Annotated in this window: 25 protein-coding genes and 1 tRNA gene; 14 read left to right on the forward strand and 12 right to left on the reverse strand. The window is 33.0% G+C overall.

The window, feature by feature from the left end; genetic code table 11:
* Positions 1–43 precede the first annotated feature (43 nt).
* Positions 44–721, reverse strand: a complete 678-nt coding sequence (locus tag VLB80_00745; GenBank protein ID HSC24732.1) for a queuosine precursor transporter — start codon at positions 719–721, stop codon at positions 44–46.
* Positions 722–866: 145 nt separating this feature from the next.
* On the opposite strand from VLB80_00745, the gene VLB80_00750 reads away from it, so the two are divergent.
* Positions 867–1,454 carry a hypothetical protein gene (locus VLB80_00750; protein ID HSC24733.1) on the forward strand — a complete coding sequence of 196 codons (588 nt, stop codon included), beginning with the start codon at positions 867–869 and terminating at the stop codon, positions 1,452–1,454.
* A gap of 17 nt (positions 1,455–1,471) precedes the next feature.
* Here VLB80_00750 and murB read toward each other — a convergent pair whose 3' ends face one another.
* Both murB and VLB80_00760 read right to left on the reverse strand, forming a co-directional pair.
* Positions 1,472–2,458 carry a UDP-N-acetylmuramate dehydrogenase gene (murB, locus tag VLB80_00755; protein ID HSC24734.1) on the reverse strand — a complete coding sequence of 329 codons (987 nt, stop codon included), beginning with the start codon at positions 2,456–2,458 and terminating at the stop codon, positions 1,472–1,474.
* A 3-nt stretch (positions 2,459–2,461) separates the two neighbouring features.
* Positions 2,462–3,382, reverse strand: a complete 921-nt coding sequence (locus VLB80_00760) for a rhodanese-related sulfurtransferase (protein HSC24735.1) — start codon at positions 3,380–3,382, stop codon at positions 2,462–2,464.
* A gap of 307 nt (positions 3,383–3,689) precedes the next feature.
* Here VLB80_00760 and VLB80_00765 point away from each other — a divergent pair, with 307 nt between their 5' ends.
* From VLB80_00765 to VLB80_00775, 3 genes are read left to right on the forward strand one after another with little or no spacing between them, the layout of a single operon-like run.
* On the forward strand, positions 3,690–5,561 hold the full coding sequence (locus tag VLB80_00765) for a transketolase (protein ID HSC24736.1): 1,872 nt from the start codon (positions 3,690–3,692) through the stop codon (positions 5,559–5,561).
* A gap of 56 nt (positions 5,562–5,617) precedes the next feature.
* Positions 5,618–6,442, forward strand: coding sequence for a hypothetical protein (locus VLB80_00770; GenBank protein ID HSC24737.1), 825 nt, complete (start codon positions 5,618–5,620; stop codon positions 6,440–6,442).
* Positions 6,443–6,470: 28 nt separating this feature from the next.
* Positions 6,471–7,298, forward strand: coding sequence for a hypothetical protein (locus tag VLB80_00775; protein HSC24738.1), 828 nt, complete (start codon positions 6,471–6,473; stop codon positions 7,296–7,298).
* A 20-nt stretch (positions 7,299–7,318) separates the two neighbouring features.
* Here the strand turns inward: VLB80_00775 and VLB80_00780 are convergent, their stop codons facing one another.
* Positions 7,319–7,933: an L-threonylcarbamoyladenylate synthase gene (locus tag VLB80_00780; protein ID HSC24739.1), complete on the reverse strand. Its 615-nt coding sequence runs from the start codon at positions 7,931–7,933 to the stop codon at positions 7,319–7,321.
* A 229-nt stretch (positions 7,934–8,162) separates the two neighbouring features.
* Here VLB80_00780 and VLB80_00785 point away from each other — a divergent pair, with 229 nt between their 5' ends.
* From VLB80_00785 to VLB80_00800, 4 genes are read left to right on the forward strand one after another with little or no spacing between them, the layout of a single operon-like run.
* Entirely contained in the window at positions 8,163–9,593 is a 1,431-nt protein-coding gene (locus VLB80_00785; GenBank protein ID HSC24740.1) for a hypothetical protein, read from the forward strand.
* 12 nt (positions 9,594–9,605) lie between these two features.
* Positions 9,606–9,875 carry a hypothetical protein gene (locus tag VLB80_00790; protein ID HSC24741.1) on the forward strand — a complete coding sequence of 90 codons (270 nt, stop codon included), beginning with the start codon at positions 9,606–9,608 and terminating at the stop codon, positions 9,873–9,875.
* On the forward strand, positions 9,872–10,603 hold the full coding sequence (locus tag VLB80_00795) for a FoF1 ATP synthase subunit a (GenBank protein HSC24742.1): 732 nt from the start codon (positions 9,872–9,874) through the stop codon (positions 10,601–10,603). Before VLB80_00790 ends, VLB80_00795 begins: the two co-directional genes overlap by 4 nt.
* 18 nt (positions 10,604–10,621) lie before the next feature.
* On the forward strand, positions 10,622–11,587 hold the full coding sequence (locus tag VLB80_00800) for an ATP synthase F0 subunit C (GenBank protein HSC24743.1): 966 nt from the start codon (positions 10,622–10,624) through the stop codon (positions 11,585–11,587).
* 114 nt (positions 11,588–11,701) lie between these two features.
* On the opposite strand, the gene dnaJ is transcribed toward VLB80_00800, so the two are convergent.
* The 7 genes from dnaJ to VLB80_00835 form a co-directional block, all read right to left on the reverse strand.
* Positions 11,702–12,841 carry a molecular chaperone DnaJ gene (gene dnaJ / locus VLB80_00805; protein ID HSC24744.1) on the reverse strand — a complete coding sequence of 380 codons (1,140 nt, stop codon included), beginning with the start codon at positions 12,839–12,841 and terminating at the stop codon, positions 11,702–11,704.
* 29 nt (positions 12,842–12,870) lie between these two features.
* Positions 12,871–13,116, reverse strand: a complete 246-nt coding sequence (locus VLB80_00810) for a DnaJ domain-containing protein (protein HSC24745.1) — start codon at positions 13,114–13,116, stop codon at positions 12,871–12,873.
* A gap of 141 nt (positions 13,117–13,257) precedes the next feature.
* Positions 13,258–13,824 carry a hypothetical protein gene (locus VLB80_00815; GenBank protein ID HSC24746.1) on the reverse strand — a complete coding sequence of 189 codons (567 nt, stop codon included), beginning with the start codon at positions 13,822–13,824 and terminating at the stop codon, positions 13,258–13,260.
* Between the two features lie 71 nt (positions 13,825–13,895).
* Entirely contained in the window at positions 13,896–14,780 is an 885-nt protein-coding gene (locus tag VLB80_00820; GenBank protein HSC24747.1) for a hypothetical protein, read from the reverse strand.
* A 73-nt stretch (positions 14,781–14,853) separates the two neighbouring features.
* The gene (locus VLB80_00825; protein ID HSC24748.1) at positions 14,854–15,666 is read right to left on the reverse strand and encodes a PP2C family protein-serine/threonine phosphatase; all 813 of its coding nucleotides are present in this window, start codon (positions 15,664–15,666) and stop codon (positions 14,854–14,856) included.
* A 197-nt stretch (positions 15,667–15,863) separates the two neighbouring features.
* On the reverse strand, positions 15,864–16,673 hold the full coding sequence (locus VLB80_00830) for a PP2C family protein-serine/threonine phosphatase (GenBank protein ID HSC24749.1): 810 nt from the start codon (positions 16,671–16,673) through the stop codon (positions 15,864–15,866).
* A gap of 143 nt (positions 16,674–16,816) precedes the next feature.
* Positions 16,817–18,202, reverse strand: coding sequence for a hypothetical protein (locus tag VLB80_00835; GenBank protein HSC24750.1), 1,386 nt, complete (start codon positions 18,200–18,202; stop codon positions 16,817–16,819).
* A 464-nt stretch (positions 18,203–18,666) separates the two neighbouring features.
* On the opposite strand from VLB80_00835, the gene lepA reads away from it, so the two are divergent.
* The 5 genes from lepA to VLB80_00860 all read left to right on the forward strand — a co-directional run bounded on the left by lepA (position 18,667) and on the right by VLB80_00860 (position 23,631).
* Entirely contained in the window at positions 18,667–20,487 is a 1,821-nt protein-coding gene (gene lepA, locus VLB80_00840; protein HSC24751.1) for a translation elongation factor 4, read from the forward strand.
* Between the two features lie 172 nt (positions 20,488–20,659).
* Entirely contained in the window at positions 20,660–20,866 is a 207-nt protein-coding gene (locus VLB80_00845) for a hypothetical protein (GenBank protein ID HSC24752.1), read from the forward strand.
* A 71-nt stretch (positions 20,867–20,937) separates the two neighbouring features.
* Positions 20,938–21,234: a hypothetical protein gene (locus tag VLB80_00850; GenBank protein ID HSC24753.1), complete on the forward strand. Its 297-nt coding sequence runs from the start codon at positions 20,938–20,940 to the stop codon at positions 21,232–21,234.
* Positions 21,235–21,375: 141 nt separating this feature from the next.
* Positions 21,376–22,377, forward strand: coding sequence for a hypothetical protein (locus VLB80_00855; GenBank protein HSC24754.1), 1,002 nt, complete (start codon positions 21,376–21,378; stop codon positions 22,375–22,377).
* Positions 22,378–22,521: 144 nt separating this feature from the next.
* Entirely contained in the window at positions 22,522–23,631 is a 1,110-nt protein-coding gene (locus VLB80_00860; GenBank protein HSC24755.1) for a hypothetical protein, read from the forward strand.
* A gap of 57 nt (positions 23,632–23,688) precedes the next feature.
* On the opposite strand, the gene VLB80_00865 is transcribed toward VLB80_00860, so the two are convergent.
* A tRNA-Arg gene (locus VLB80_00865) sits at positions 23,689–23,765 on the reverse strand.
* Positions 23,766–24,106: 341 nt separating this feature from the next.
* Between VLB80_00865 and VLB80_00870 the strand changes: the two genes are divergently transcribed.
* Positions 24,107–24,802 (forward strand): hypothetical protein, encoded by a 696-nt coding sequence (locus VLB80_00870; GenBank protein ID HSC24756.1) that lies wholly within the window; start codon positions 24,107–24,109, stop codon positions 24,800–24,802.
* Positions 24,803–24,906 lie beyond the last annotated feature (104 nt).

Genomic DNA, 24,906 nt, shown 5'->3' on the forward strand with positions numbered 1-24,906 from the left:
CTCATTGTATTGCCATGATAAAAGGGCAAGCCTACATGGTAGATCAAATATGATTATTATGAACATAATTATAAATTTTACGTGAAAAAGCAACAAAAGGAATAGCGATAAAAATGCTAATAAGTTTAATGAGGTAACTAATAATAATTATTTCTCCTATATTATTAATAATTCCATAGAGACCTAAAAAACTAAATAAAATAGTATCTAATAGTTGACACAATGCGATAGATACATAATTGCGGAAAATAATATGTGTATGGTGAAATATTCTTTTGAGTAGACCGTAGAAATAATAATCAGCTAATTGAGAAATATAATAAACAAACAATGAAGCAATGATAATGCGAGGCATAAAGTTAAGTAATGGCATAAAATGAAAGTGCATTTCGTCACTACTGCTGGGAATATAAATAAGATGAATTTGTGATACAATTGCATAAAAAATAAGAATGAAAAAATTTATCACAATCGCTCTTTTGGCATGAGAAGCACCAAAATATTCTTGTAATAAATTGAGCCCTATGGTTGCTCCTATAGTGAAAGCATCAGCGCATGTTGCAGCAAAACCAAAAAGAGTTATCTGTTTTAAAACAAATAAGTTTGCCAATACGCAGCAAGTACATACAAAGGCAACTAATGCAGATGGCCCAAGAACAAGAGCTCCAAGAGCAGTCCCTGCAACAATAATAGCGTGAGCGACAAAAATTAATTCATTCATGTGTCAAATTGTATATTTTTCATAACTTTTTTTTTTATTATTTATAATATATTAGTTTTATAGTATATTGTACAGATGGTTATATGATTATTGATTAAATTAGTGGTGTTAACATTTTTGGGAAAAATATTTTTTTGAGGATATTATGTCTAAAATCTTTGTTGGTAAAATGATAATGGTGTTAGTAAGTTCTACCTGTATGAGTATGTGTTCAAACGATAGAAATCAAACAGATATTACTCAAGAACGATTACTGCAGGATCAGTCACATATTGAAACATATATTTTAAAAAAAGTAAAAAGCGACATTAACAGCGCGAAAACTTGGGGCAAGACTGCAGCTACATGGTTCGGAGGAATAACTGGCTATACATATGATAGTATTCCATTTTTATTTTTTGAACATGAAGATCTAATACCTTTTAATTGCTTTCAAGATAATATATCTGCATCTTATATACATGAGATGAAAGAATTATTTAAAGAGAAATTTCGGCAAAGTAAAAAAAAGCTTGATGATGATACAGTTGCAGAGTTTTTATATAAATCTGTAGTAGATAGTATTATTGATGATGCTAATAAAAAAACATTTAGAGATTACCCCATTAAAATGGATGAATTTATAAGAAAAAATTCTGTCAATGGAGATAAGAAATTATTAAATGAGTACATGCGGTTTACTCTTTTGAATTTTGCAGTACGATATTATTTAGAACTAGAATTAAAGAAATAATTTTTTTGAAATTTTTTTTATAACAATGGATATGTTTTAAAGCCAATTAACTGGCATTCGGGTTGCGGTATAATATTAAAAGTAGCACTCATCAGCTCTTGCATCTGATATGCAACATTAATAATGTCATTACTCGTAGCATTACCACTATTAATAATCATATTTGCATGCTGTCGAGAAACAATTGCATCACCGCTACATAAGCTTCCCTTAATTCCAATTTTATCAAGATAATAAGCAACAAAAATTATTTTTTTACCTTCGATTTCCAAAGTTATTTCATTATCAAAAAAATTTCTAAAAAAACTACCACAGGTGCGTGCCTGTGGATAACGATGTGCGCGATGACGAATTATTTCCGCTTTGCGTCCTTTGGCAAAAGCAACCTGCGATTCATCCGCCGATCGTAGCTTAAATGTTGCATTTACTAAAAAGTAATCTTTTTTATGTAGTTCTGAGTTGTTGTACCCGAAACTGAACCATTGAGCGTCAACCGTATGAAGTGTGCCATTTTTTTTGTGTAAAATTTCTGCAGAAATAAGAAAATTAGCAAGTAAAAACTCAAAATAATGAAGGTTGATATAAACAGATCCGCCAACAGTGCCTGGAATTCCACTAAATTCTTCAAGTCCAACAAAATTATTATCAAGACAATAGTTGATGAGATCAGGCATTGTAACACCAGCACCAGCTTTAATTAAGACACTATTGTCTAAATTTCTTGCAATAATTTCAATGTTTGTCAAAAATGGACGAATAACTAGACCATTAAAGCCTTCATCACTGATAAGAATATTAGCGCCTTGTCCTAAGATAAAAATATCCAGATTATGAGCATTTGCATACAGAATTGCTTCTTGAAATTGTTGAGAAGTTTTTGGCTCACAATAAAAGTGCGCGGAGCCACCAGTTCCAAACCAATTTTTATCTGCAAGAGGTATGTTAGTTTGAATAACTAAGGAATGTAAATATATTAGCGGGCTTGGTGATAATGTTGTATGCATGATTTATTCTTTATATAACAAATTAATTTTATTAAATGCTGGCCTCAGCATTGTCTTATTTTCTGAAATAAGTATGTCACATTCTTTGCTACAGGTTTTATTATATCGTTCTCTACAATCAGCGCAACAAATGAAATGTTTATTGCATCTTGCATTGAGACAATTGTGATAATCATCGCATGATTTTGTACACAATGTACATGTGCTTAGAACATCATCAGTAATTTTTACCGCAATACGGCCATCAAAAACATAGTTTTTACCGCGAAAAAACCCATCTGGATATTGTTCTGCATAGCGATGTATACCGCCTTTAATTTGATATATTTTTTTAGCTACATTTTTTTTATTAAGATACGCACTAGCTCGTTCGCAACGAATGCCGCCAGTACAATACATTAATACTTGTTTATCTTTAAACATATCACTATTATCATCAAGATATTTTGGCAAATCTCTAAAATTTTTAATGTGAGGAGTAACTGCGTTATTAAATCGGCCAATCTCCCATTCATACATATTACGAGCATCAAAAATAATAAGATCTTCTGGAGCATTAGTAATGAGCTGATGTGTTTCTTGAGGTGTAAGATGTTGTCCTCCATTCTCAGCTGTTAACTGATCACAAGGGATACCCAAAGAGACAGCTTCATTGCGTACTTTAATAGAAAGTCGTGGAAAACATGTAGAATCGCCATCACTTTCTTTAAAATCTATATCGCCAAATAATTCATGATTAGACATAAGATTAATATAGTTAGCAATATCGCTTTTCGATCCAGCTAAAGTGCCATTAATACCTTCATGGCTAATAAGAATTCTACCAACAAGTTCTAAATTTATGCATATTTGCTGTTGCCATTTCATGATTTGGTGAGGATAAGCAATAGAAATATATTTATAAAAGAGAATTATCTTATTCATGATTAATTACCTTATTAAATAGTTTTATTAATAGTATATCATATTTTCACAGCAATTCTTTAAAAGTTTTTTTATGCTATCTAGTGAATTAATCACAAAATTATTTTCAAAAACAATTAGATGAAAATGCGACTTACGAACGTAAGAAAAAACACCTTTCTGTCCCTAGGATGCTTAAAAAGTCAAAATACATAGTGTGCTACAATGCTTGCAATTAATGTCATATTTTTTAATCTATGTCTTAATCACTTTTTATAAGTATGGTTAATAAAGATTAAAGACTAATGATTAATGGTAGGTAGTAATAATGAAAGAATCTCAATTAATTGAATTTATTGAACATAAGGCATATTGCTTACGTCGTTGGTCTATTATTGCACCAGCACAAGCCGGCTCAGGGCATACTACTTCATGTTTATCCGCAGCAGATATTGTTGCGGTACTTTTTTTTTATGCTATGCGTTATGATCCATATCATTATACAAACCCTGATAATGATCGTTTTATTTTATCAAAAGGTCATGCTGCTCCACTATTATATGCTGCATGGCGTGAATTAGGTTTGTTAACTGATAAAGACATGCTTTCATACAGAAAAATAAATTCTCCATTAGAAGGACATCCAACCAAACGTTTTGCTTACGCAGAAACTGCAACCGGATCATTAGGTATCGGTCTTTCTGTGGGGGTTGGCATTGCATTGTGTGCAAAGCTTGATAAACGTGATTATCGCACCTATGTAGTAATGGGTGATAGTGAATCATCTGAAGGAAGTGTGTGGGAAGCAGTGCAGTTAGCAGTACATTATAAACTTGATAATCTTATATGTTTTATTGATGTAAATAATCTTGGTCAAAGCACAGAAACAATGCTTGATTATAATATTAATCGATATGTTGCTATCTGCCAATCATTTGGGTGGCATGTTTTTGAAGTTGATGGTCATAGTATTAAGAGTTTAATAGATGTTATTGGTAAAACACATCATGTTGTTGATAAACCAATAATGATTATTGCAAAAACAATAAAAGGATACGGCGTTGATTTTGCTGCTGCATTGCAAGGATTTCATGGAAAAGCATTTACTGGCGATCAAGAGGAAAAAGCTCTTGGGCAGCTACAGCATAATTTTCCTCAAGCAGTTCACTATTCTAGTGATAATGATGAATGGCACGTAGAACGACCTCATCCTAAGGCTCTTGCGTATACGGGCGCAACAACAATAATTATTATGGAATCATCTGAATATACAAAAGGTGAAATGATTGCAACGCGCAAAGCATATGGCACTGCGCTTGCGTTATTAGGTGATGTATGCGATGCAGTGGTTAGTCTTGATGCGGAAGTAAAAAATTCAACTTATGCAGAAATTTTTGAAAGCATTCATCCGGATCGCTTTTTTCAATGTTTTATTGCGGAACAAAATATGGTTGGTATGGGGGTAGGTTTTGATTGTCGCGGTAGAATTCCGTTTATTTCTACCTTTAGTTCGTTTTTTTCTCGAGCGCATGATCAAATTCGTATGGCGGCAATTGGCAATGCTGCATTGCGCTTAGTTGGTTCGCATTGTGGTGTTTCTATTGGTCAGGATGGTCCTTCACAAATGGGTTTAGAAGATATTGCAATGATGCGTTGTCTGCCTAATTCTATTGTCTTGTATCCATCTGATGCAGTAAGTACGCATAAACTTGTTGAACAAATGGCGCGATATGGTGATGGTATTAGTTATTTACGAACAACACGTATGGCAACGCCTGTCTTATACGACAATGATGAATTGTTTCCTATTGGTGGCTGTAAAGTAGTGCGGCAATCACAAAATGACGTTGCATGTATAATAGCAGCAGGAATTACCTTGCATGAATCATTAAAAGCGTATGCCATTTTAGCTCAGAAAAATATTTTCATTTCTGTTATTGATTTATATTCAATAAAACCTCTTGATGTTGCCACGATTGTTTCTGTTGCTCACGCATCAAAAAATAAAATAATAACGGTAGAAGATCATTATCCTGAAGGTGGTATTGGCGAAACAATTGTTAGTGCATTACGTAATGAAAATTTTACAATACATTCTCTTGCAGTCGTCCGTCTGCCTCGATCTGGTTCTCCTGAAGAACTTTTGACGATGGAAGGTATTGATGTTGCTGCAATTGTAAGAGCTGTACAAAAGCTGTAATTTTTTATATAAAAGTACTGTATTCATATAAAAAATTATAAAAAAGGTTAATGAATGTGAAGCGTATAGCTGTACAATTGTTTCTTTTATCACTATCAATATGTTCATATTCTATGGGACTTATTCCATTATTAAAAAAAGATCCCTTATCTCAGTCCTCTATTCAACAATCAAAGCGATATTATTCTGAAACATTACCTACGTTAACGCTTTCTACCCTTGGTAATACGTATTGTGAATTGCCAATTGTTGACAGGCGTAAAGTAATTAAACGAATGTCTAAGGAGTTACTTATGCTGCACGGTATTACTTTGTTGTTACCTGAAGAAATACGAAAACATATTCTTGGGTATATCCTTGATGAAGATCGGGATGCTGCAGAATTGTTTTATAAAATGCCAATTTTAGAAGCATTTAACTTGTATGTCGATATCAAACATCACTGGGGAAATAGTAATAAACCAATAGCTTCTTTATTTAAGTTATCCTCAGAAGAACGTAAATTAATATTAAAAGTAACACATCCGTCGTGGTATTCCCCTCCAATTATTACTTGTGGAGAATATAATATAATCAATGAATTAAATGAAAATATAAAACATAATTATTTGGAGAATAAGGAAATAATTACTTTTGCTGATAACAAGTATAATACATTTAGCTGTAAGCGCCATTGTGCTATAATAAGTTTATTCGGTGTTGTTGGTACAGCATTTTCAGGAACTATACTTGGAATAGCAGCTTGCACCGGGATGCTTGACGCAACTGCTTATGTTATGGCCTCGTCTAGTTTATGTCTTTTCACTTCCGGTGGTTGTATGACTACAATGTGCATGGAAGGACTATACCTAGAAAAGCATGCTCAAATAATAACTTTATAGATTTTTACAAAAAAAAGGTTTAATCGATATGAAGCATATAGCTGTGCAATTGTTTTTTCTATCACTATCACCATGTTTATATTCCATGGGACTTATTCCATCATTACAAAATAATCCTTCACATCAGGCTGTTATGGAGAAGTCAAAAGAATATTACACAAAAACATTACCTTCATTATCACTTTCTACTATTGGTGATAACTATTATGAATTATCTTCTTTTGCCAGAACTAAATTAATAAACAACATGTCTGAGCAGTTACTTACGCTGCATGGTATTGCTTTATTGTTACCTGAAGAAATACGAAAAAATATTCTTGAGTATATGCTTGATGAAGATCGGAATGCTGTAGAATTATTTTATAAAATGCCAATTTTAGAAGCATTTACGGTGTATTCTGATATACAAAAACGGTTAACGGGCAACAATACGTCAATAGCTTCTCTGTTTAAATCAACTTTAGAGGAGCGTGAATTGGTGTTAAGACTAATGGAAGATAACAGTTGTTGTTTACCCATTATTTCTGTTGAAGAAAGCGAGATGATTAGTAGGCTGGATAAAAATATAATAAATGATTATTTGCAGGGTAGGCAGACGACGATTTATTATACTGATGCACACGACCCATGTGTTTTTAGAAATCCATGTATAGCAACAGGTTTGCTAGCTATTCTTGATATAATAGGTGGCGGAACGATTTTTGGAGTTTTTCTATTGGCAGGAGCTCCTAAGGGGGTTTCCTTGATGGTAGCGTTAGGTTGTATGTTTCTTCTTTTTCCTTGTATTGGTTGTATGGTTTATATTAAAGGAGGGTATCGTAATCGTAAGAGCTATTCTCATAGAATAATTATATAAATTGTATAAAATTGTTTTTTTTATTTTATTAGGTTAGATGCATCAAAGTTTCCGTGACGGACAATGACTAATTGTTCTTGTGTGCAATCAATTATTGTTGAAGGTAGATTGGTTCCGTGATGATGATCATCATTAATTACTACGCTGGTAATGTTATTGATGATATCTTTATCAACATCTTCAAGAGAATGTGGAATTGATTCGCCGCTTTTATTAGCACTTGTTGAGAATAAACCATCGCGTCTAGATAATAATTGTAATAATCCCTTATGATTTGGGATACGTAAAGCAACAGTTTCATTTGAAGATTTGGCATAGCTAGAAATAGATTTTTTAGCCGGAAAAAGAAGAGTAACAGGTCCCGGCCAGCACGTTTTAATTATTTTTTCAATTTGAATATTATGGATGGTCTCTTTTTCAATAAAATTTAATGCCTTTTTTATATCATGTACAAGAATTAAATAAGGTTTATTTGATCGATTTTTAATATAATCAAGACGAGCATGTCCTTTTTCGGATACATCAGCTAATAGGCCAAAAACCGTATCTCCTTCTGCTAAAATAACAGAACCATTGCGTAATGTTTTGTCTAATTTATCTATTGTTTTTGGACTACTCCATAATAATTTTCTCATATAAAAGCCTTTTTCTTTTGTAAATAATGATACAATACCTAGATTATAATTTCTTGTTTGACATTTTTGTATTATGATATATCATGAAAAGTAAATAATGTTTTTTGCCTAACTGGCTAATTTTTATTACAAAATATGTAATAATTGATCAATATAATTAGCAAGTACAATAATCAAAGCAAGAATATCAAATTAATACCAAATAACCATTAATTGATGGAGAAATTCGATGAAAAATGTTACAGGTCAGAAATCTACCGCAACATCTAAAGTAACAGGAAAACAACGTAGTTACAATGAAGTTGTTGACTATCTAGATACACATTGGACAGCAAATCGTACAGATACCGCTCTTTCCTCACTTAAGCAGCTTGATAAAGCGCTTGGATCTCTTTCACAAAAAGTACCAACCATTATAATAGCTGGTACAAACGGCAAAAGTTTAACCGCACATTTTACAACGCGTCTATTACGAGAAGAAGGTTTAACTGTCGGTACATTTTATGCTCCACATATATTAACATATAATGAACGATTTTCTCTTAACAATGAACTTGTATCTAATAAAACTTTTACTGATATTGGTAATGAAATTATTAATGCTGCCGAAGAGCTTGATCTAACTCTTAATTCCTTTGAATTACTTACTATGATGGCTCTTACATATTTTAAACAAAATAATGTTGATATTGCCATTCTCGAAGTTAATGAAAACAATCAATCTGACGCCACCAATATTTGTTCGTCAAAAATTGTAGCTGTTACAAGAATTATAGACCCTCAGGCATCTCCAAATGCAAAAAGCACAGATAAAGCGCTTATTCAAGAAATTTTAAACATAGTAAAACCAGGGTCGATTGTTGTATCTGCTGACCAAAGCAAACTTAATCTTCAAACAATGCAAGATATCGTCACAGAAAAAAGTGCTGAATGGGCAATGCCTATTCGCAAACTTGCTCCACTTGCATACCCATTTGAACAGTTACATGGTAGATGTGCTGCATTAGCAGAACGAATTACTTCAATCTATATTAATTCATTTGCCAATAAAGATGCAGTTATAGTTACCAACAGTCTTCTAACTAAGAAAAAAGGTATGCGCGGTAGACCAACTCTTGAGGTGAAACGTCAAACCGAACTTAATCCAAAACGCACCATAGAACAATTTTGGAAAGAAACATTAAATACACTACCTGGTCATTTCCAATTATTAGATAAAGAAAAACCAACAATTCTTTTAGATCCAGCAGCAAATCTTGATGCATTTAGAAATTTGCTTCTTGGAACAAGGCTTATTCATTACAAACGCCCTTTAAAGGGACTTGCTATTATTCTTGGTTGCAATAATGAAGAATTAAATATTCATGAATTTATTAAATTATTACGTTATTTTTTCAAAAAAACATCAGGTCAGGTTATTGTATGCCCAGTAGATTCAGTTCCTGGACATAAAGGCAATAAGGCGTGGGATGTTGAAAAAATAACTAATGATATTAAAAGTTTAAAAATCAAAGCCAAAGCAACATCAACTTTTGCTGAAGCTCTTGAAGCTGCACAAAAGACTGTTGATGAGCGCCATGGGGTTATTGTAATCACCGGTTCTACATCAATTGTGTCCGAATATTGGAAACATAAAGGACTAAAAAAACTATCTAATTAAATCCTGGTAGCGATGATATCAATTATTCTTGGATTAATTATTGGAACTGTTTATGGGCTCTTCTTTGTTGCACAACAAAGAAGAGCTTTATCTCTTGGTCATGTATCTCTACTTTATTACCTTTTTTCATCACTGCTATTTTCTTGTATTCGTTGTATTATTTTTGCATTTTGTATCATATATGTATTGCGCTCATCATCAATCGATCTTATACTAGTGTTAATATCTTTTTCTTTAGCCTTTTGGTATATTATACGTAAATATAAGAGTATAACACTATGAACAACGCTGAATTAGTCGAAACACCACAATGGTTTTTTGGTTCAATGATAGGTTATGAAGATCATCCATTATTTACGATTAATAGCGAAATAATAATTCATACCTGGATTATTATGATTTTTTTAGCATTACTACTTGCTTCTGTTAATTATATTTTGCATTATACAACACTTGGTCGATTTATATTGCTTAAGATTGTTTCGTTTTTTATTGATCTTACCAAACAATCTCTTGGATCTTTTGTTTATTCACATTGCGTATTTGCATCTTCTCTCTTTATTTTTATTGCGCTTTGCAATACCGCGTCTTTAGTTCCATACCTTGATGAACCAACGAGGGACTTAAATACTGCTATTGCCCTTGGAACAATATCATTTCTTTATATTCAGACGGTTACTATAAAATCACGTGGTATATATTCATATATAAAAGATTTTTTTCAACCATTTTTTGTGATGCTTCCTTTGAATATTGTTGGTAAATTATCATCAATTATATCGATATCATTTCGTTTGTTTGGAAATATATTTGGCGGAGCAATTATTACGAAACTTTATTTTAGTTCTATACGCGGATCAATCATTTTGGAATTATTAGGGCTTTTTTCTGGAGCTAATTTCTTAATTGTTGCATTTTTTACGTTATTTGAAGGGTTATTACAAGCTTTTGTATTTGCAATGTTAACGCTTACCTACCTTTCTATAGGAACACAAGAAGGCGGTCATTAATTTTAAGGATAATTTTCTATGTATATTTCACCTGAATTTCTACACTATGGTGCCATAGCAACATCCATAGCAATTAGTTCAATTTCTGTTGGTCTCGGTGAAGGACTCATTAGTTGGAGCGCGCTTTGCGCTATTGATCGACAGCCAACAGCGCAAAATGATATTATGCGCGTAGCAATCATTGGTATGACATTAGTAGAGACAGTTGCGATACTTGGCTTGCTTATTTCAATTTTTTTATTAATGTATACTAACACTGACATTAGTAATATATTTTCACACTATTCTGAAGTAGGCATTATTTTTGCAATGGGAATAACTGGACTTACCATTGGGTTTGCATCAGCATTTCCTGCTCAGGCAGCTTGCCATGCAGTTGCTCGACAACCTTTTTTTGCACATCGAATTTCTGGATTCATGCTTATGACGCAAGTGCTTATTCAAACACCTATGATTTCTGCGTTTTTAGTTTCTCTTTTTATTCAAAGACAGTCAGGTTTAGCGGTAACCATGCATGATAGTTTTCGACTTATTGCAAGTGGTCTTGCAGTTGGTATTGGTAGTATTGGACCAGCAATTGGTCTTAGCACATTTGCACAAGCGGCAATTAATAGCCTAGGAAAAAATACAAAAGCCTATGACAAACTACTTTCATTTACTTTTATTAGCCAAGCGCTTATTGAAACACCTATTATTTTTTGCTTAATCATTGCAATCACTCTATTGTTTGTTTTACCAAGTACGGTAACAAGTGATGGTATCGATGGTATTATATTTTTGGCAGCTGGTTTATGTACCGGACTTGGAACATTAGGAACAGGGATAAGCTCAGGGTCAACCGCTGCTGCTGCATGCACACAGATTGGTAAAAATCCAGATGCGTATAATATTTTATCTCGTACCAGTATACTTGCTCAAAGTTTAATCGAAACTGTTGTTCTTTATAGTGTTATATTATCATTATTAATGATATTTTTTAGATAGAAATCAATTCTTATTATTATGTTACAAAAAGAAGAGTTGTTTGTTTCAAAATATTAAATAAACACTCATACTTTTTGATATGTATGAACGTTTATTTAATATAAAGATTAGCCATTATCCTAAAAATTTTTTGAAAAAACTTGTAATAAAACCTTCAGAATTAGTGGTTTGTGTGCCTACAGCATCAGCATATTCTTGCAGTTTTTTCTTTGCTTCAGCGGATATTTTTTGAGGAATGAAACACTGAGTGATAATTATTAAATTACCGCGAGCTTTACCGCGTAATTTATAAAATCCTTCACCAGAAATAACAATTTTTTCTCCGACAGGACAACCTTTTGGAATTTTGATCGCATGTTTTGTTTCGTCAATGCTTTCGATATCTAACTGACATCCGAGGGTAAGTTGTGGATAAGTAAGCATAACATGACATACAAGATCATCTTGTTCACGTTTAAATGCTTTATTTTCTTTTACACGGATATGTAGAAAAAGATCTCCCGCAGGGCCACCATAAAGTCCAGCGTCAGCTTTTTCACTAACACGTAGCTCTGCATTGTCATAGATTCCATGCGGAATATTGACAGTGAATTTATCATAACGTTGAACACGTGATTGGCCATTGCATGTTGAACAAGGAGTAGGAATAATAAATCCTTTTCCATTACAGCTAGTGCATGCTTGTGCATACATAAAAAAGCCTTGTTTGAAATGCATCTCACCAGAGCCATTGCATGTAGTACAAGTTTGAGCAGACGTTCCTGTCTGTGCGCCAGAACCTTTACATGAGTCACACGTAAAGAAATGATGATAAGCAATTTCTTTTTTAGTGCCTAGAAATGCTTCTTTAAGCGTTATTTCTAGTTCTTTCGTTAGCGATAATCCAGCTTGCGGCTGAGGGCCTTTTTTGCGACGATGTTTAGCAGCGCCGCCACCAAACATAGATCCAAAAATATCACCAAAATTTTCAAAGATATCTTCCATGTTCATGTTGCCTGAATGTCCATGTCCGCTACCCATACCATTATTATGCATGCCGGCATGACCAAATTGATCATACTGCGAGCGTTTTTGTGTGTCACCAAGCACTTCATAGGCTTCAGTTGCTTCTTTAAATTTATCTTCGGCAGTTTTATTGTTTGGATTACGGTCAGGATGATATTTCATTGCAAGCTTACGATATGCTGTTTTAATATCATCTGTCGTTGCTGAGCTATCAACACCTAAAATTTTGTAATAATCTGTTTTATTCATAATAGTCTCCAGATTTACAGAACCTCATATTAGTTTTCTTCTTGTACAGACGTTTTCTTCGATTTTGAGCGTAAAGCATCTAGTTTAGGGGTAAATAGCTGTTTTCTTTCTTCAAGTATTTCATACGCTTTTTGAATCTCTTTAAATTTATCTTCGGCAACGATATTACCAGGGTTACGATCTGGATGATATTTCATAGCTAAAGCACGATATGCAGCTTTAATTTCATCTAATGTTGCCAATGAATCAAGACCAAGAATTTTATAATATTTCATGATAATCCATAGAGTTAAAACTATATTTTACAACTAAATTGATATTTTACTTTCTTATTATAGCACAAAATTACTCTTTATGCTAAAAAAAAGGGGTTCCTTAGTGCGAAATTATAATAACCAATGTATTGGATTATGAGGTTAGTTTTTATGATATTTTTTGGCTGTTGCATCATTCATCATAAAAGATAATTTTTCATGATGAGCACATTCTTTGAATGGTTTTGGAAGAGATTGCTCTTCGAGAAAAAATGATCCCTTTTTTAACAAGGTCTCAATTGATTGAGGAACAGTAAGAACAAGGTAAAAGACAGTTGTCGGGGCAAGATTTTCTTTTTCATTAAAGTTTAGTACTAATGTTTGTTTGTCTTTGTTCCATGTTCCATCACATATTAAATTTTCTTCGATAGGTAAAAAAACATCTTTATCAAGGTTTTTCTTATAAAGCGATGCAATAAGGTTGTCAAGACATTCACCATTCCATTGAAGACAAATTGTTTCTATGCAAATTGAATTTTTACATCTTTTTTTAAAAGTAATGCTACCAGCAAGAATCCATTTGCCCCCAAATTCATCAACTTTAGTACAATTTTGATCGAGATCATACCATTTTGGTTTTAGTATAACATTAAATTTTTCAGTGCAAAAAATTAAGAATGATATAGAGCTGACCATAACTAATAAGACATAATACATATGATATTTCATACTATCTCCGCATAGATTATACGTTTACATAAACCGTATCATATTTATTATGTGAAGGTGAATAATTTTGATTATCGACGATATAGTGTAATATTATTTCGCTCAATACTATTTACGCCGACAACATAGTTAATAATGAAAGGATTGCAGGGCAAATATGTTGGCACGGGCGGAAATGAGCCACCGGCCTCACGAAATACTAAAAGTGTAAAAGCATCTAAATTCCTATCTCCTGATGTTTGAGTAATGTGCAACTGCTTAATGGTGCCATCTCTGTTGAGAGCAAGAAAAACATGTACAATTGTATCCTTTGGCAACGATATAGGGCAATTATAGCTATTTATATTAAATGAATTTTGTAGACACAAGCTTAACCTTTGCAAGTAACGTTCATGTTTAATTTGCTCATCACTTGGGGTGCTATTTTTTTTACCAAGTACATTTATTCTATGTTTTCCTTCATTATGATTATGATTAAGAAATCCTTGTGTTAGCTGCGCAAGTGACAATGGTTGTTTTTTAATTGGAGCTGGCGGGGTTTGATAGCCAGGTTTTTTTGTAGGAAATTGTGTAGGTGATGAAGGCTTAATTGAGGTATCTGTGGTAATGTGCATTTCCGGTAATGGTGTGGTCAAAATTGTTGAATCTTCAGGTCTATTTTGAATTGTTATCTTTTCTTGTAAAGGCAATGTTTCTTCTTGTGGCGATTCAGTATGTTCTGGTTCATCTTGAAATAATACTTGAGCGCTCGGCGACCCTGAACGTGCTTTTGTCTCCGCCCAGATATCTTCTTTCCTTATCTTTTTTTGCAGCTCATTTTCATCGTTTTTGATATGGTTTTTAATATATCCATTATTTTTTTGCCAAAAAATATAGATAATACTTCCTACATGTAAGAGTAAAGATAAAACGAACGCAATAATAATTATTTTTTTGAAACGTTGAATGGGCTTCATGAATTCCTTTGTTTGTTTCCATTCTACGTTACTTGATAGGAAAAATAAAATAAGATTTATCTATTTGATTATGTTAATCACGACATAAATCAATCACCATTACAGTTATATTATCAGAAGATCCTTTTTTTATTGCGGCCAATGCTAATGTTTTAGCAATCCCACAGATATTTTTTTGTATAGCGTGGAAATTCATGATCATATCAATTATCTCTTCATTATCCATAACATCCCACAAACCATAAGTTGCCAGAACTAAAAATCTATTTTCTTCCGTTAACACTATTTGTTTGTATTCAGGCTTGGCAATAATAGCATTTTTATCTAAACCCCAATCACCAATTGCGCGTGATACGGCAAGATAGTCATTAATACGTCCCCAATAGACTGATACACCCGCCTTTTCTATGCGATCATATTCATCATCTCTCGTAAGCTTATGATCACTAGTAAAAAAGCAAACACTACCTTGGTGCTCTAATACCGCACGCGAATCTCCTACATGTGCAAAATGAGCAACATCATCTTTAATAAACACAACGGATACTGTTGAGCCTCTAAATTTATTTTGTTTTACAAAATCGCAAGAATCAGCATATACAAACGCCGTGTTCATTTTTTCTTCAATAGATCCGATTGATTCGCTAAAAAAAGCATGCAAATTTTCTGACAAAAAATGTGCTACTTTATAACCATCATCTCTACCATGGCCATCATATAAGGCATAAAAACTGCCACCATTAACGTTATCGTGATAAAATCTATCTTCTTGAGAAGGCTTTTTATTTTGACAAGAATAACGACTTATAACTAATTTACGTTTTTCACTTGCATAACTCCATGATGTAATAAAGACCAACAATAAAAAACTAATTTTTTTATTCACCACAGACTCCTAATGCTATTATCATTTTCCAGATCATATAAATATGTTATATCATAATAAAAAAACGATAGAAAAATTAATTTTTCTATCGTTTTTTTTATACAAATTTTGATATTTAAAAGATGAATTGTGCCCCTTAACACCGTGTAGTATCATTAGGAAAAATAAAATAAGATTTATCTATTTGATTATGTTAATCACGACAACAAATCAATTACCATCACCGTTATGTTATCAGCAGATCCCTTTTCTATCGCAGCCGAGGTTAATATTTTAGCAATCCCGCGCATATCTTTTTTTGTAGTGTATAACTCCATGATCAGATCAATTATTTCTTTATTACTCATAACATCCCATAAACCATCAGTTGCCATAACCAAAAATTTATTTTCTTTCGTTAACAATATTTGTTGGTATTCTGGCTTGGCAATAATAGCATTTTTATCTAAATTCCAATCACCAATCGCGCGTGATACAGCAAGACAGCCATTAACACGCTTATTATAAACTTTCGCCCCTGCATCTTCTATCCGGACATATTCATCGGCTCTATTAGGCTTATGGTCACTGGTAAAAAACATGACGCTACCATCGCATTCTAATACCGCACGCGAATCTCCTACATGTGCAAAATGAGCAACATTATCTTTAATAAACACAACGGATGCTGTTGAGCCACTAAATTTATTTTGTTTTACAAAATCGCAAGAATCAGCGTACTCAAAGGCCGTGTTCATTTTTTCTGCAATAAATCCGGTTGATTCACTAAAAAAAGTATGCAAATTTTCTGACAAAAATTGTGCTATCTGATAACCATCCTTACTACCATGACCATCATACACAGCATAAAAATTGCCACCTTTAACTTTACCATGATAAAATCTATCTTCTTGATAAGGCCGTTTGTTTTGACAAGAATAACAACTTATAGCTAATTCACGTTTTTCACTTGCATAACTCCATGATGTAATAAAGACCAACAATAAAAAACTAATTTTCTTGTTCACCACAAACTCCTAATGCTATTATCATTTTCCAGATCATATAAATATGCTATATCATAATAAAAAAACGATAGAAAGTTTTTTAAAAATTAATTTTTCTGTCGTTTTCATACAAATATTTGATACTTAAAAATGAATGGTGATCCTTAACACCTTGTAGTATCATCAGATAGGTTTATTTGTTGGCGAGCTTCTCGAAGTTGATAATACAAAATATCTTTTTTATTTTTATTTTTTTTTGGTGTGGATATATTACTTTTTAAAGTTGATACAACACCATCAACTTTTGTTTTTTCAATATAATATATATTGTTTTTTGTGGCCTCAGTTCTATCTTTGTTTATTTTATTGTTTAGTTGTAATATAAGTTGATCTGTTGTATCCTTTAAAAGAACGGCATCTTCATCATTATTCTTAATTTGGTCTTGAAGTTTTGATTTAAGATCATCTACTTTGTAATAATAGTTAATATTTTTTTTATTTGTATCAGTAGTGATATTTTTTTTAAAATCTGATGCAAGTTCGTTAATATATTTAATAGGAATCAAATAGCCCCCATTAGGTACGCATGATCTTGTAAATGCATAACGATTAATTGACTGTTCAAAATTTTGAATTTCATCATCTAAAGTTTTGATTGATTCTTGATATTTTTTGATAGTATTAATAGGCATTGTCAGTATAAAAGCATTTTCAAGGTTTTTTTGCATCACCGCCTTTAACATTGTCAATATAAAAGTATTTTCAAGGTTTTTTTGCATTACCGCCTTTAACATATATAATGACTCACGATGTTCAACAAACGCCTGATTTTCTGCATTATTGATTTCTTTTAACCCTTCTGAATTTTTATTGTTTATTTTTTTGTGAGAATTTGCCGTATTAATCAATGCTTTATAATCATTCTCTAATCCTTTAGCCCATTCTAAATCTTTGTTTTTAAAAAAAGCGTACCAAATATTCAATGCCACACTATCATTATTTTTTATTTCAGCTATAAGATTTTGATGTAGATAATATGATTCATAATATTCTTTATGATCGTTATATGACGATTTGCTTATTCCGCCATTTGGTTGTTTTTCTTTCAAGATTTGATACCATTGATTAAGCCTTGTTTTTGCAGTGGTAATATTTTTTTTATCTATACTTGACTTTTGTCTCTTAAGAATATTTCCTTTGTCATCATAACTATAAGTCATCTTAGGATTACCAATTTTACGTATAGCGCCATCAAACTGTTCATTTTTATCCAAAATTTTACTTTTCAGTGCCTTGCCTCCGCCTTGACGATTCACCTCTTCCGTCACATGACTCCATGCAGGAACCATTGTTTGCTTACTGAAAAACAAAAACCATTTATCATAGTGTAACTTTATTAAAGGTAATGCGGGTGATGGCTTTACGGTATTACAACAAGGGTCACTATATAATGCTAATCTATATTGACCGTTTTCGTTTTTAAGAATCATTGCGCTCGACTCATGCGCAATACCCATCATAATTGCAATAATAAATAATAATTTTTTCATAAAAACCCTTAATTTATAAGCCATTTAACTGTTTATTATTATTTTATCGTTATTTTTAAATACTGTCAAATAGAAATATAACCTCTCGTCTAACTATATGATATTCTGCGCTCAACAAGCATATTTTCGTCAAAAATGATAAAGTAAAAGCAAAAGAGAACCTAAAAATAGACTTATTGTCCATCCAGTGAATGCATTAATCAGTAAGTTTGCAGATTGGTCAATTTATACACAAAAAACAGTTAAAAAACTATTATCCTACGCTTTTTAATTTTTTTGTTTAAGCTGTTCATTATGTAACAATGTATACTACTAAAGCATCTTTAAAATATTGCTATAAGCTACATACAAAATAACTTCTAAAAAATCAGTACAAAAATTTACAAATAAACGGTATCTCCTTATACTTAAATCTAAGGTTTTTCCCTTTAAAAAACACCAATAAAATATAGAATGAGAAATACATGAGCCACCGCATTCCCAATTTACAAGAATTCACTCCTGATAGGATTAGAAATTTTTCAATAATTGCCCATATCGATCATGGTAAATCCACCTTATCTGATAGATTGTTGGAAGTATCAGGAACCATCACCGAACGCCAAAAAAAAGAACAATTTTTAGACAAACTTCAGGTAGAACGTGAACGGGGTATTACCGTTAAGGCGCAAACGGCTTCCATGTTTTATGAATATAAAGGGATAAAATATTTACTTAATCTTATTGATACACCAGGTCATGTTGATTTTACTTATGAAGTTTCACGTTCACTTTATGCATGCCAAGGTGCTTTATTACTTATTGATGCTGCTCAAGGAGTGCAGGCACAAACCATGGCAAATTTTTATCTCGCATTTGAACAGGGTTTAACTATTATTCCGGTTATTAATAAAATTGACTTACCTAATGCTGATCCTGAAAAAGTTACTAATCAATTTGTGAATTTATTTGATTTTAAGCCAACTGAAGTAATCAGAGCATCAGCAAAAGCCAATATTGGTATTACAGAAATTTTTCAATCGGTTATTGAAAACATTCCGAGTTTACATGTATCAGCGGATAAACCATTACGAGCTTTATTATTTGACTCATGGTTTGATGAGTATCGTGGTGTTGTATGTCTTATCGCACTTCATGATGGCATCATCAAAAAAGGGGATACAATATGTCTTGCGCAAGCAAGCTCACATTATGAAGTTTTGGAAGTTGGCCTGATGTATCCAGAACCAACGGCAACTAATGCGCTTTATGCTGGCCAAGTAGGATATCTAATTACTGGTATGAAAACCATTAAAGAGGCGCAAATTGGCGATACTATTTATCATAATAAAAAAACCGTTGAATTATTTCCTGGCTTTAAACCAGCTAAACCAATGGTATTTGCGGGAATATTTCCTGTTGATACTGAAGAAATTGGTTTATTAGAAGAAGCGATTGAAAAATTAACCCTTAATGATGCAAGCGTATCGGTTGAAAAAAAGACATCTGCAGCGCTTGGCATTGGTTTTAGGTGTGGATTTTTGGGTATGTTACATATGGAAGTATTTAAGCAACGCTTAGAGCAAGAATATAATTTGTCAGTAATTGCTACTGCTCCTAGCGTGCTTTATCAAATAAAAATGGCTGGAACAGGCAAAATCATTGATATTGAAAACCCATCAGACTTTCCTGAACGTAACCATATTGATGAGATTCTTGAGCCAATGATTGATACAACGATCATTGTCCCTCAACAATATCTTGGTAGCATCATCAAATTATGTGAGGAAAAACGAGGTAAGCAGCAAAATCTTACCTATCTTGATGATACACGAGTTATCTTAAAATATCGACTCCCACTTAATGAAGTTGCAATGGAATTTTATGGAGAACTTAAGGGTCTTAGCTCAGGCTATGCAAGTTTTGATTATGAATTTTCCGGATATGAACCTGCAGACCTCGTTAAGATGGATATACTCCTTAATGGTAAACCTGTTGATGCACTTTCCATCATTATTCATCGCGATAGAGCTTTTTATATAGGTAGAGATCTTACTCAACGCCTCCAAAAGGTTATTCATCGACAACTGTTTGAGGTTATTATCCAAGCAGCTATTGGAACCAAAATTATCGCTCGTGAGCGAGTTGCCCCCCTACGTAAAGACGTAACAGCAAAATGCTATGGCGGTGATGTTTCACGTAAACGTAAACTTCTTGAGAAACAAAAGGAAGGTAAAAAGAAAATGAAACAAGTCGGTTCTGTTGAAGTACCTCAAGAAGCATTCTTGTCATTGCTTAAAAAATAAATATTCAATGTGCCCACTGAATTGTTATCATGGGAACGCTATTTTCAGCAAAAAACATTAGCCTATCAACGTTTTTTATTAAAAAAAATAGAAAAAAGGTTGCTTTTTATTTTCTTATTGTAATATATTTAAAAAGTAATATATTGCTTAATTCTAAATAAAAGGGATCACTATGAAGAATCATAAAGAAAATAATCATCTCAATGATACTACTACATCGAATCAACAAAAAAATAGCCAGAATAATGGTTTAACAGAAAAGAACAAGTACTTCGACAATAATGATTCGAAAAAAAGTTCTTGCGATAACACTGAATGCCGTTGTGGTTGCAATAATTGTAATTGCAATGCTAAACCCGGTGGCCATTGTTGTGACTAAAACACAAGGTTTACGATGAATTATAAAATATTATAGTAAATATCTCTAAACTCTCAAAAAAAGGAATTTTTATGAAAAATCATAAAAATAATCAAGGATATCAAAACGATATCCATAACAAAACATCAGAAGAATCAACTACACAAAAGTCTCATGGATCAAAAAATGAGCCTTTTAGCAAAAACACCACAAGCGGAACGCAAAAATCTTATAATCCTAATCAGCAAAACGAACGTTCTCAAAAGTCATGTGATGACAAAAGCTGTGATAGTAAAAAAATGACGAACAGCAATGAAGGCTACAAAAATCAAAGCAGCAGTCACGAGGACAAAAAACAACAAGACAATACATCAAAGAAAAAATGGTAATTAAAAATTATAACTAGATGTAAAACTACATACAGTTATTTTTTAATTATTCTAAAAACGAGCTTTTTCATCATGTGAAAGCTCGTTTTTAGTAATATCAATTATTATCTTTTGATGATCACTAAAAAAAGAGGATTAGTTATGAATAAAAAAAAATGTGCATTAGTACTGAGCATATTTGCAAGTATATTATTATTAACACAAGATATATTACCTCGAGGCGGTGGAGGTGGTGGAGGTCATGGCGGTGGCGGTGGAGGTCACGGTGGCGGTGGCGGTGGCAGAAGCATGGGCGGCGGTGGTAGAAGTATGGGTGGTATGGGTGGCAGCAGAAGCTTCAGTAGTGCGGGTGGTAGGAGCGTTGGCCCAGGAAGAGCAAATGTCGGCCGAACAACTAATGTTAATGTTTCTGGAACAGGATCTAGGTATTATGGTAGAGGTGGAGCGCTAGGAACAGCGGCAGTTGTTGGTACTTCTGCAGCTGTCGGGTCTTCTGCAGCAACTAATTCAGCTGCAACTAGAGCAAGTCAGCCAGTAGCAAGAACCAACCTTGCTAGTGGTGCCGCAACTCCAACATCAACAAGAGCTACAGCCGGAACAGCTGCAACTACTGGGGCAGCGAGAACCAGTGGTATAGCAACGACACGAACCGCTCAAACAGCTCCAACAAGTGTAGCGGCAGCACGTACAGCGACTCAAACAGCTCAAACACAATCTGCAGCTAATCCAACTGCAGTTAATAGCGCAGTTGCCCAACAATCGCGAGTTACACAAGCGCCACGCGGCGGTGCTACCACACGTAATGCCTTACCTCAATCATTTAACGCTGGCGGACGTAGGGCATGGGGATTCTGGCATGGAAATCGTTTCTATGCAACCTCGTTTTGGGGCGGTGTGCCGTATTATTGGTATAATGGATTTTGGACACCATGGTATGGCTTCTGGGATCTTTATCCGTGGTGGTATGATTACTATTACTCTCCTCAATACAATCGTATAAGTTTTTATGAATGTGATACGCAATATGATTGTCCTGATGGAGATTGTCCGAGAGATTGTGAATATTACTATAATAGCTCCGGTGACTACGATCGTTATAGACACGATGGTCGGTATGGTCGTCGTTCTAGATGGAATTACTAAAAAAAACTACAGGCAGATGAATATGTAAGGGCATACCTAATTGGTACGCCCTTTTTTTTACATCATCCCCATTGCTCAATATTTCAATATTAGCTATGCTCAGTAATAATCACGTCTATATTTGAACAAAAAGGAGATCTATCTGTGCATCCTCTTATGCAAAATAATGAATTAAAAAAAGAAAAAAGTGATCACATATTTTCAGGCAATATTCTTATCTTATGGGCATATGACGTTGGCGAAGATATTAATCTTCAAAAAATTGAAGAATCCGATACTATTATTAAACTACCATTGCAATTACCCAAACATTTTAAACAATATAATGTCCCTGTTGCTATTGAACTTCCTCATTCAGATAATCATTCGCTATGTATTGGCAATAAAATACATAGCTTTGGAGCAGTTTCAATAACCTATAAAATACCATTCACCGATACATTAGAAAATCTACGCGTTAACTGTAATGAACTTGCCAATAAATATCAACAGCAAAGCATTCAAGATGCACAATCTATCTATCAAAAAATAGAACCTTTTATCATTCAACCAAAATTTTTTCAAACAAGTGCCTCCTATGTTATTATCCAAGTTGACCCTCAGCCAATGTCACTTGATTTGCCTCAATTACAAAAAGAATATGGTAGCACCATTGCGTCCACACTCAGATTTGAAACAGAAATATTATCGGAAGTACAAAAAAATGAAATTTTAGATTCTGCTATTGGCTATTTTCGTGGTAGTTTAATTGTCATTGATATTGATGCAGCTTTTGTTTATGAAGAGGATTATGACGACATTATAGATCTTTTTGAATTTGCTAATATCCAACAGCTTGAATTACGTTTTTTTGATCGACTTCTTGACCACCAGATAAATACTATTTATGAACGAAAAGAAACAACATTGTCCTGGGGCGCATATTTACCCTTTTTTGGCACATTTTTTAGCGATCCTGTTGGCCAACTACGCAAATTAAAAGCTGATATTTCAGTAATTACCGAACGCTTAGAGAGCAGTATAAAAATTGCAGGTGAACCATATTATTCAGAAATTCATAATCTTCTTGCGGATAAACTTGATCTAAAAAATTGGCATGACGGTATTGATAGAAAGTTACGCATTGTCGAAGATGTGCAAACAGTATTTCAACAAAAAATTGATGCTAATCGAGAAGATCTTTTTTCTGTACTTATTATAATTTTAATTTTTATTGAGCTTATGTTTGGTATTTTAAGTTATTTAAAAGGATAAATTCTTTACCAGATGCTTAACATTGCTAAACTGACTAAAAAAAAATTTGAATAAATATGGCGCGTCCAACAGGACTTGAACCTGTGACCTACAGATTAGGAATCTGTCGCTCTATCCAACTGAGCTACGGACGCAATAGACTATAATTTCTAAGAAAAATGGTACATTAAATATTAGACATTTTCAGGAACTATAAAATATAGTTTACCGTTAGTTTACATCCCATGCAAACACTTTTTTACAAAATAAAAATATTTATTAATTTACTGCAAGAAAAAATACCATCGCGATGCTTAAAAAAAAATAAAACCCGAACAATACTTCTTATGCCTGCTTTGCTGTGCTAATGGGTTTTTCTGCATAGTTTATATATTTATATCGCTTTTATGGGATTTTTTGACATTTTGAAATAAAAATATAAAATTATAAGTATGCTGCACAAAGCAATACTAACTATAATTATATGAGGATGATTATGAATAAAAAAAATATGATATTAGCAATCAATGTGATGGTATGTTGCACAACATCAATGCTCCCAATGAGTGATAGTGAAAAGCGTGCAATTCGCAAAGAATTATATTCGAACTATGAACACAACCGCATCAATACAGCTACGTTAGCAGAAAATGATCTAACATTATCAGAAGTTATTGATCGTGATATTCAATTATTATTTGATCATAAAAACGTACTACAAGCTAAAATTGATCTTTGTAAAAGTACTTCTGTCCGCAGCACTGTGCCTTTTCTGAATAAATTAGCAGCGGGATTTTTTGGAAGCATTACTCTGCTAACAGGGACTATTCATGCTATTGCTGCAGATAAAGTAAGACAAGCTACCCAAAATGGTAATTTATTTAAAAAAACTGGGAATTTGTACACTGATTATGTTGCGTATTATCAGATGACAACCAGTGACTATGAAAAAGTAGTAGCGCAAAATTTAGCATGGAAGTTAAACCAAAATCCTGAAGTAATCAAGGCTGTTGAATGGTTATTACCATCCTTCTTTCTTGCTCTTGCTTCCGGCGGCGTATGCTTAACGATACTTTATCACATTTGTAGGTACCATGGCAAATTGAATGCATGTACTAAAAAGCTTCAAAAACGTTTTGAACGTGATCAAGCGATTATTGTACAATTAAAAGAAATTAAGCAAACAGTTTAAAATCGCAGAAAGCAACTATAAAAAAATTTATACATCACTGAAAAATACATATCAATTCTATCAACTATTGTCTACGATTTGTTAAAAAGTTTGAAGTTGAATAA

The organism is Candidatus Babeliales bacterium (assembly GCA_035455925.1).
Lineage (GTDB): Bacteria > Babelota > Babeliae > Babelales > Vermiphilaceae > SOIL31.

What these genes read in the sequence shown, in the direction of transcription:
- VLB80_00745 (HSC24732.1), bottom strand. Translation starts at nt 721, where the DNA reads ATGAATGAATTAATTTTTGTCGCTCACGCTATTATTGTTGCAGGGACT.
- VLB80_00750 (HSC24733.1), top strand. Translation starts at nt 867, where the DNA reads ATGTCTAAAATCTTTGTTGGTAAAATGATAATGGTGTTAGTAAGTTCT.
- murB (HSC24734.1), bottom strand. Translation starts at nt 2,458, where the DNA reads ATGCATACAACATTATCACCAAGCCCGCTAATATATTTACATTCCTTA.
- VLB80_00760 (HSC24735.1), bottom strand. Translation starts at nt 3,382, where the DNA reads ATGAATAAGATAATTCTCTTTTATAAATATATTTCTATTGCTTATCCT.
- VLB80_00765 (HSC24736.1), top strand. Translation starts at nt 3,690, where the DNA reads ATGAAAGAATCTCAATTAATTGAATTTATTGAACATAAGGCATATTGC.
- VLB80_00775 (HSC24738.1), top strand. Translation starts at nt 6,471, where the DNA reads ATGAAGCATATAGCTGTGCAATTGTTTTTTCTATCACTATCACCATGT.
- VLB80_00780 (HSC24739.1), bottom strand. Translation starts at nt 7,933, where the DNA reads ATGAGAAAATTATTATGGAGTAGTCCAAAAACAATAGATAAATTAGAC.
- VLB80_00785 (HSC24740.1), top strand. Translation starts at nt 8,163, where the DNA reads ATGAAAAATGTTACAGGTCAGAAATCTACCGCAACATCTAAAGTAACA.
- VLB80_00790 (HSC24741.1), top strand. Translation starts at nt 9,606, where the DNA reads ATGATATCAATTATTCTTGGATTAATTATTGGAACTGTTTATGGGCTC.
- VLB80_00795 (HSC24742.1), top strand. Translation starts at nt 9,872, where the DNA reads ATGAACAACGCTGAATTAGTCGAAACACCACAATGGTTTTTTGGTTCA.
- VLB80_00800 (HSC24743.1), top strand. Translation starts at nt 10,622, where the DNA reads ATGTATATTTCACCTGAATTTCTACACTATGGTGCCATAGCAACATCC.
- dnaJ (HSC24744.1), bottom strand. Translation starts at nt 12,841, where the DNA reads ATGAATAAAACAGATTATTACAAAATTTTAGGTGTTGATAGCTCAGCA.
- VLB80_00810 (HSC24745.1), bottom strand. Translation starts at nt 13,116, where the DNA reads ATGAAATATTATAAAATTCTTGGTCTTGATTCATTGGCAACATTAGAT.
- VLB80_00815 (HSC24746.1), bottom strand. Translation starts at nt 13,824, where the DNA reads ATGAAATATCATATGTATTATGTCTTATTAGTTATGGTCAGCTCTATA.
- VLB80_00820 (HSC24747.1), bottom strand. Translation starts at nt 14,780, where the DNA reads ATGAAGCCCATTCAACGTTTCAAAAAAATAATTATTATTGCGTTCGTT.
- VLB80_00835 (HSC24750.1), bottom strand. Translation starts at nt 18,202, where the DNA reads ATGAAAAAATTATTATTTATTATTGCAATTATGATGGGTATTGCGCAT.
- lepA (HSC24751.1), top strand. Translation starts at nt 18,667, where the DNA reads ATGAGCCACCGCATTCCCAATTTACAAGAATTCACTCCTGATAGGATT.
- VLB80_00845 (HSC24752.1), top strand. Translation starts at nt 20,660, where the DNA reads ATGAAGAATCATAAAGAAAATAATCATCTCAATGATACTACTACATCG.
- VLB80_00850 (HSC24753.1), top strand. Translation starts at nt 20,938, where the DNA reads ATGAAAAATCATAAAAATAATCAAGGATATCAAAACGATATCCATAAC.
- VLB80_00855 (HSC24754.1), top strand. Translation starts at nt 21,376, where the DNA reads ATGAATAAAAAAAAATGTGCATTAGTACTGAGCATATTTGCAAGTATA.
- VLB80_00870 (HSC24756.1), top strand. Translation starts at nt 24,107, where the DNA reads ATGAATAAAAAAAATATGATATTAGCAATCAATGTGATGGTATGTTGC.